Below are 6322 nucleotides of genomic sequence, written 5' to 3'. Positions count from 1 at the left end.
AGGCTTGCGTAGGCAGAAGGCTTCTTGCGGCCGTAGCTGACAGGCTTGTCAAAACGACGGGCACCACGGGAGATGGCGCCTGCGGCCAGCAATTCCCGCGCGTTGATTGCGGGGAGATCGCCCAGCGCGTCTTCCGCTGTAACTGCCGGTGGCAGTTCACGGCTGGCGACAGGAGGCTCGATATACGAGTGGGCCTCGTTTAAAAGGCTGCGAAGTGTCTTGAGTGCCACCGAGCGTGAGCCTTCATAGCCAGGAGGGAGTACAAGCCAGTTTGTCGGCTTTGGGAAAGAAACTTTATCTGCCAGTTCGCGCCGGTAGGCGATCAGGAACATCCGTTCCCGCATCTGCGGTACCCCGTAGAAGGCCGCGTTCAACAACGTGTAACCGCATACATAGCCCTTGGCTTCAAGGATTTCGCAGGTTTCTTCGGCAATATTCTGACCCCCATGATTGAGGATATCGGGCACATTTTCCATGAGCACTGCCAGCGGCTCAAACGCGTCAACGTACTCAAGATATTTTTTATAGAGCTGGGCCCTGGGGTCGTGAATAAAGGCTTCGGGATGCTCGTCAATCTCCCTTAGCTTGGACCGGCCAACCCGTGCAAACGCCTGACACGGCGGCCCACCCACCACCACATCAAAAGCATCCTTCACCTTGCCCAGGTCTAGTTTCTGGCACAGATCAGCAGGGCTCGTCTTGGTGATATCAATCGGTTCGCTGTGTGCGGCCGCACCACCATGGAAATTCAGACCATGCGACCGCGCAGCCTCGGGATCAAACTCGACCGCGCCTCGCACCTCGAAACCTGCGGCTTCGAATCCGACTGAAATGCCCCCACAACCAGAGAAGAGGTCGAGAACACGGGGTTTTCCTGCTGCCTGTAATCGGGCGAGCTTGCGAAAGATGGCGTCTTTACTCATTGCGAATTAGATCCTTGTCGTGACGGCAGCCGCAAAGGCAGCTCCAGCTGGCCCTGGTTTTCGTCGAGAAAGCGTTGAACAGCCATTCGGATCACCCACGCAGAGGACACATGATTTGCGTCGGCCAGTGCCAGGACCTGCAGATGCGCGTCTTCTGGCAACATCACAGAGGTTCTGACTGTCTTGCGGTCAAGGGCGACAAGTGGGCTACGAGCCATGAGATGCCTGTCCGGGTGGGTGGTGGTGCTATTTTGCACCACCATGCATACTCATGCACCACAAAATTTAAGGCCCCGGGCATGCATATGCACGTTCACGACCTTCATTATACTGTATATAAATACAGTTATCGAGGTTCCCCATGAACCGCTGCAGATATGCGTGCTCCTAAGCACCCTAGGCCCGAATGTTTGCGAGTCTGAAATTGAGGCTTGCTCCTAGAATCTCATCGACCTTTGCACCAGTAGCGAAAAGTAGTTTCTTACTCGGGGAAGCACATGGAAAACAGATGGTGTACCGCTTGCGGACAAGTCTTCAGCCCAAGTCCTAAGGTCCCTCGACAAAGTTACTGCCCCGATCCTGACTGTCAACGTGAGAGGCGGCGCCTTTGGCAGCAGGCAAGAAGGCGGAGCGACCCGGACTACCTCGACAACCAAATAAAGGCTCAAAAGGCCTGGGGTAGAAGGCACCCAGACTATTGGYGTGCCTATCGAGCCGAGCACCCCGACTACGCGGAGCGCAATCGACAGCTTCAAGTTGAACGCAACGAGAAGAAGCCGTCTCCCGCGTCCCCTGCTATTGCAAAGATGGACGAGTTCCTCGGCTGTATTTCTCTCCCAACAGGGATATATCGCCTGGCACCCATCGGCGAAACCAATATTGCAAAGATGAACGTCTGGACCGTGCAGATCACTGTGCTATCAGTCGCAAACGAATAGATGCACTGCATTGCAAAGAGAGGACTTGATAGCCATTAAGGTGCAAAACTGTTAATTTTCTCGAAAGCACCTTGAGGCCCGACCCTCGCCTCAGCAGACATGATGAATGCAGAATGCTGCGCGTTGGGTGCGGTAGTCGGGATATCGCAATGGCACGAGGCGTCGAACAGTTTTCGCTGGGATGGCAACATGTACCAAGATCACTACAGCCTGGATCGGGAAAGCGATGCCGGCCAATTGCGCGCGGCAGAGTATGTACGGATGTCCACAGAGCACCAGCAGTACTCAACACAGAATCAGATCGGCAAAATCCGAGAATATGCCTCCCAGCGAGGCTTGGCCATCGTCAAGACCTATGCGGACGAAGGTAAAAGCGGCCTCAAGATCGATGGGCGGCGGGCGCTTCAGCAGTTGATTCAGGACGTCGAGACGGGGACTGCTGAATTCAAGGTCATTTTGGTTTACGACGTCAGCCGGTGGGGTCGATTCCAAGACGCCGACGAAAGCGCCTACTACGAATATATTTGCCGGCGCGCCGGCATCCAGGTGGCCTACTGTGCCGAGCAGTTTGAAAACGACGGCTCGCCCGTTTCTACGATAGTCAAGGGCGTGAAGCGTGCCATGGCCGGAGAATACAGCCGGGAACTTTCGGCCAAGGTGTTTGCTGGGCAATGCCGACTGATAGAACTTGGATTTCGCCAAGGGGGCCCGGCAGGATATGGCTTAAGGCGGGTGCTGGTCGACCAAGCCGGCTCCATCAAGGGCGAACTGGCACGCAGTGAGCACAAGAGCCTCCAAACAGATCGTGTGATCTTGATGCCCGGTCCGCAGGAGGAAATTCGCACCGTCAACCAAATTTATCAATGGTTCATCGACGGTGGTTTGATCGAATCCGAGATTGCTGACCGGCTCAATATGCAGGCGATCCGGACAGAGCTGGGGCGGGAATGGACTCGCGCCACAGTGCGTCAGGTTCTGACCAACGAAAAATATATCGGCAGCAACGTCTACAACCGAATCTCCTACAAGCTGAAGAAGCTGCGGGTAGTCAATACCCCTGAAATGTGGATACGCAAGGAGAATGCATTCGAACCCATCGTGGCTCGTGATCTCTTCTACACCGCTCAAGGCATTATCCGGGCCCGATCACGTCGTTACAGTGACGAGGAACTGATAGACAGGCTCCGCGGCCTGTACCAGCACCGTGGGTTTCTGTCTGGCATTGTGATCGACGAGTCCGAGGGGATGCCTTCATCGGCAGTGTATGCACACCGTTTCGGTAGCCTCATCCGTGCGTATCAGATGGTGGGCTTCGCTCCGGGCCGGGACTACCGCTACCTTGAGATCAACCGGTTCTTGCGGCAGTTGCACCCCAAAATCGTTGCCCAAACAGAAGCCAGGGTCGCAGTTCTGGGTGGCCGCATTGTGCGCGACCCCGCGACCGACCTGCTGCAAGTGAATCAAGAGTTCAGCCTTTCTTTGGTTCTTGCCCGCTGCCACAGCCAGGCAAGCGGCCGCAACCTCTGGAAGGTGCGCTTTGATACAAGCCTACTGCCGGATATTACGGTGGCCATCCGGCTTGCGCCAGGCAATGAGGTGCCGCTGGACTATTACCTCTTGCCGAGGCTGGATTTTTTGCAGCCACGTATCAACCTCGCGGATCAGAACGCAGTCGAACTGGAAAGCTACCGCTTCAATACGCTTGATTATCTTTACGGGATGGCYGCCCAGTTGAGGCTACGGAGGGCTGCATGAATGCCACCGCCAAACTGAATGACATACGGATGATTCCCATCGACCGCATAGAGGTCCTCAATCCGCGAGACCGAAATCAGGATGTCTTTGATGACATCGTCGGAAATATCAAGGCGATTGGCTTGAAAAAGCCCGTCACGGTAACACCGAGACCCAGCGCCGATGGCGCTGAACGCTACTTGTTGGTCTGCGGAGAGGGGCGACTTAAAGCTTTTCAAGTTCTTGGCGAAACCCGCATACCTGCACTGGTGGTTTCCGCAAACGACGAAGACGCGTTCATCATGAGTCTTGCGGAGAATATTGCCCGGCGCCGGTATCGCTCCCTGGAATTACTCGCAGGGATATCCGAGTTGCGTACCAAAGGCTACACCGCCAAAGTCATCGCGGAGAAGACTGGCCTGACGTTTCAATATATTCAGGCTATCTTGATGCTGTTCGAAAATGGAGAAGAGCGCCTGTTAGTGGCAGTCGAACGGGGCAGTATTCCTCTAAATGCGGCCCTGGCCATTGTTGGCGCGGGTGACGACGACAAGGCGGTACAAGCAGCGCTACAAGAAGCCTACGAAACGGGCAGCTTACGTGGAAAACCGCTGCTGGATGCGCGACGCCTGATTGAACGGCGGAAGCTACTGGGGCGTTCAATGGCTCGGTCGTCACCTCGCAAACACGCAGATGTGACCACTTCCAGTTTGGTGCGGACGTATCAGAAGGAAGTCCAGCGACAGAAGATAATGATCAAGAAGGCATCGTTTTCGCAGCAAAGCCTGCTGTTTGTCGCGAGTGCACTTCGAAAGCTGCTCCAGGATGAGAATTTCCTCAACCTGCTCCGCGCAGAAGGGCTTGACTCCATGCCCCAGTATCTTTCCGAGCGCGTTGCCGCGACGGGGGGTGTGACGTGAGCGTGGCCCTAGGGTTTTTGCCAAAACCGCTTTTGGTACCAGTGGACAATATTCTGCCGTCACGAAAGATCGTGCTGAACCTCGCCACCTCTCCCAAGTTCAAGCAAATAGTTGCGTCAATCCGAGAAATCGACCTTATCGAGCCTCTTGCTGTGGGAGCCGTGGATCGAAGGTCTGGACAGCATCTGCTTCTGGACGGGCATCTTCGCCTTGCGGCGCTGCGGGAACTGGGATACACAGAGGCACCGTGCCTAGTTGCCACGGATGATGAAGCGTATACCTATAACAATCGAATCAATCGGCTATCGACCATCCAGGAACACTTGATGATCAAACGGGCCGTTGATCGTGGCGTTTCTCCGGAGCGCTTGGCCAACACCCTATGCGTTGATTCAACTCATATCATCAAGAAAATGGGCCTACTCAATGGGATCTGTGCCGAAGCGACTGAGTTGCTGAAGGATCGTCATTTTTCGGTGGAAATTTCACAAATCGTCCGCAAGATGAAATCAACCCGCCAGATTGAATGCATAGAGTTGATGGTTGCCGCCAACAATCTGACTGTGGCTTATGCGCGCGCGCTGTTGGTAGCAACCCCCCCAGACATGCTGATCGACAAAAAATCACCGAAGAAACCTGCAGGTATTAGCCAGGAGCAGATGGCTCGTATGCAAAGAGAGATGTCCAATCTGCAGGGTCAGTACAAGCTGGTGGAGCAGAGTTATGGAGAAGACGTCTTGAATCTGGTGCTGGCGAAAGGGTATGTCACTAAATTGCTTGGCAATAAGCGTGTGGTGAAATATTTGGAACAACACCAGCAGGACATCATGGAGCAATTTGTCAGTCTTTCAGAGACTACGTCTCTGGAGCTCTAGTCTGCGTAACTACTAGGGCCCAGATTTCACAACGAAGATATTGCGCAAATTAATAGAGCGCGCATCGCGAATTCAGTCCGCGTTTCACTGGTATTTCGGGGCCGCTGATCGGTGTATGCGGCACGCGACAGATTCGCAGTAAAACCGGTAATAAGCAATATCGGCAAATACAAATTGACGACCTGGCTTCAGATTTCACTTGCAGCACGCGCAGGTTCCCGGTAACTTGTGATGGACGTCTGAAAGGATCTTCATCATGCAAGCCCACCGATTCGATATGCCCTGTCTTTCTCATCCCTCGCGCTCACGCCCCTCGCCCGCAGTGCTCAATGCCGTGCGCCCGGGCGCTGTGTGGATGAATATCAAACACACCACCATACGAATTTGACCCCCGTCATGTCCACCCGCTTCCATCTTTTCTCTCACGAATTCCGTCCAGGAGTTCGGGCATCCCTCTTCAGTCGCCGCTGACTTCCCGCGGCGACGCCGCCCGGGCTCCTGACATGTTCCATGTCTTCAGGAGCCCGCCATGTCAGACCACCCGCAGGACGCCCCGCCGCCACCCGGATTTGTCCACCACCCGCTTTCGCGCCCCCGCAACGACAGCGCCCCTTCCCACTGCACACTCCTGCTGCCCGCGCACGTCAAGACCGCCGTCGACGAGGCGCGTGCACTGGAGTATCAACATCAGGTCCCCATGATCCTGTTTCTGGACATCGACGGTGTGCTGCATCCCGAACCCGCACTGTCCCGCCATGCCTTCTGCCGCCTGCCGCTGGTTGAAGAGATTCTGATGGACTTCCCGCAGGTTCAGATCGTGATCTCATCGACCTGGCGCCTGGACTGGCAGGAGGAGAGTGCGCAGATCGCGGGGATGAAAGAGCACTTCTCGTTGGCGCTGAGGGACCGTGTGGTGGGCGTCACGCCGGATC

The 6322-nt window shown here is 55.3% G+C and carries 6 protein-coding genes; 4 read left to right on the top strand and 2 right to left on the bottom strand.

Annotated elements, in window-relative coordinates; translation table 11 throughout:
* Both AC1D1P_RS11405 and AC1D1P_RS11400 read right to left on the bottom strand, forming a co-directional pair.
* Positions 1-923, bottom strand: a 923-nt coding sequence (locus AC1D1P_RS11405) for a DNA cytosine methyltransferase (protein ID WP_477673045.1), incomplete at its 3' end; no start/stop codon positions are given.
* A complete protein-coding gene (locus AC1D1P_RS11400) occupies positions 920-1186 on the bottom strand; it encodes a hypothetical protein (RefSeq protein ID WP_477673044.1) in 267 nt (88 codons plus the stop codon). The genes AC1D1P_RS11400 and AC1D1P_RS11405, both read right to left, overlap by 4 nt.
* 864 nt (positions 1187-2050) lie before the next feature.
* On the opposite strand from AC1D1P_RS11400, the gene AC1D1P_RS11395 reads away from it, so the two are divergent.
* The 4 genes from AC1D1P_RS11395 to AC1D1P_RS11380 all read left to right on the top strand — a co-directional run.
* Complete coding sequence (locus AC1D1P_RS11395; RefSeq protein WP_477673047.1) at positions 2051-3616, top strand: recombinase family protein; 1566 nt, start codon at positions 2051-2053, stop codon at positions 3614-3616.
* Positions 3613-4515 (top strand): plasmid partitioning protein RepB C-terminal domain-containing protein, encoded by a 903-nt coding sequence (locus AC1D1P_RS11390; RefSeq protein ID WP_477673043.1) that lies wholly within the window; start codon positions 3613-3615, stop codon positions 4513-4515. Before AC1D1P_RS11395 ends, AC1D1P_RS11390 begins: the two co-directional genes overlap by 4 nt.
* Before the next feature lie 2 nt (positions 4516-4517).
* Entirely contained in the window at positions 4518-5390 is an 873-nt protein-coding gene (locus AC1D1P_RS11385; protein ID WP_477673046.1) for a plasmid partitioning protein RepB C-terminal domain-containing protein, read from the top strand.
* A 529-nt stretch (positions 5391-5919) separates the two neighbouring features.
* Positions 5920-6322: HAD domain-containing protein (locus tag AC1D1P_RS11380; RefSeq protein ID WP_477673042.1), on the top strand; the 403-nt coding region annotated here is incomplete at its 3' end.

This window comes from Polaromonas sp. P1_E1_2 (assembly GCF_056406035.1).
Note: the sequence above shows the minus strand (reverse complement) of the source record. Positions and strands in the feature narration are given on the sequence as shown.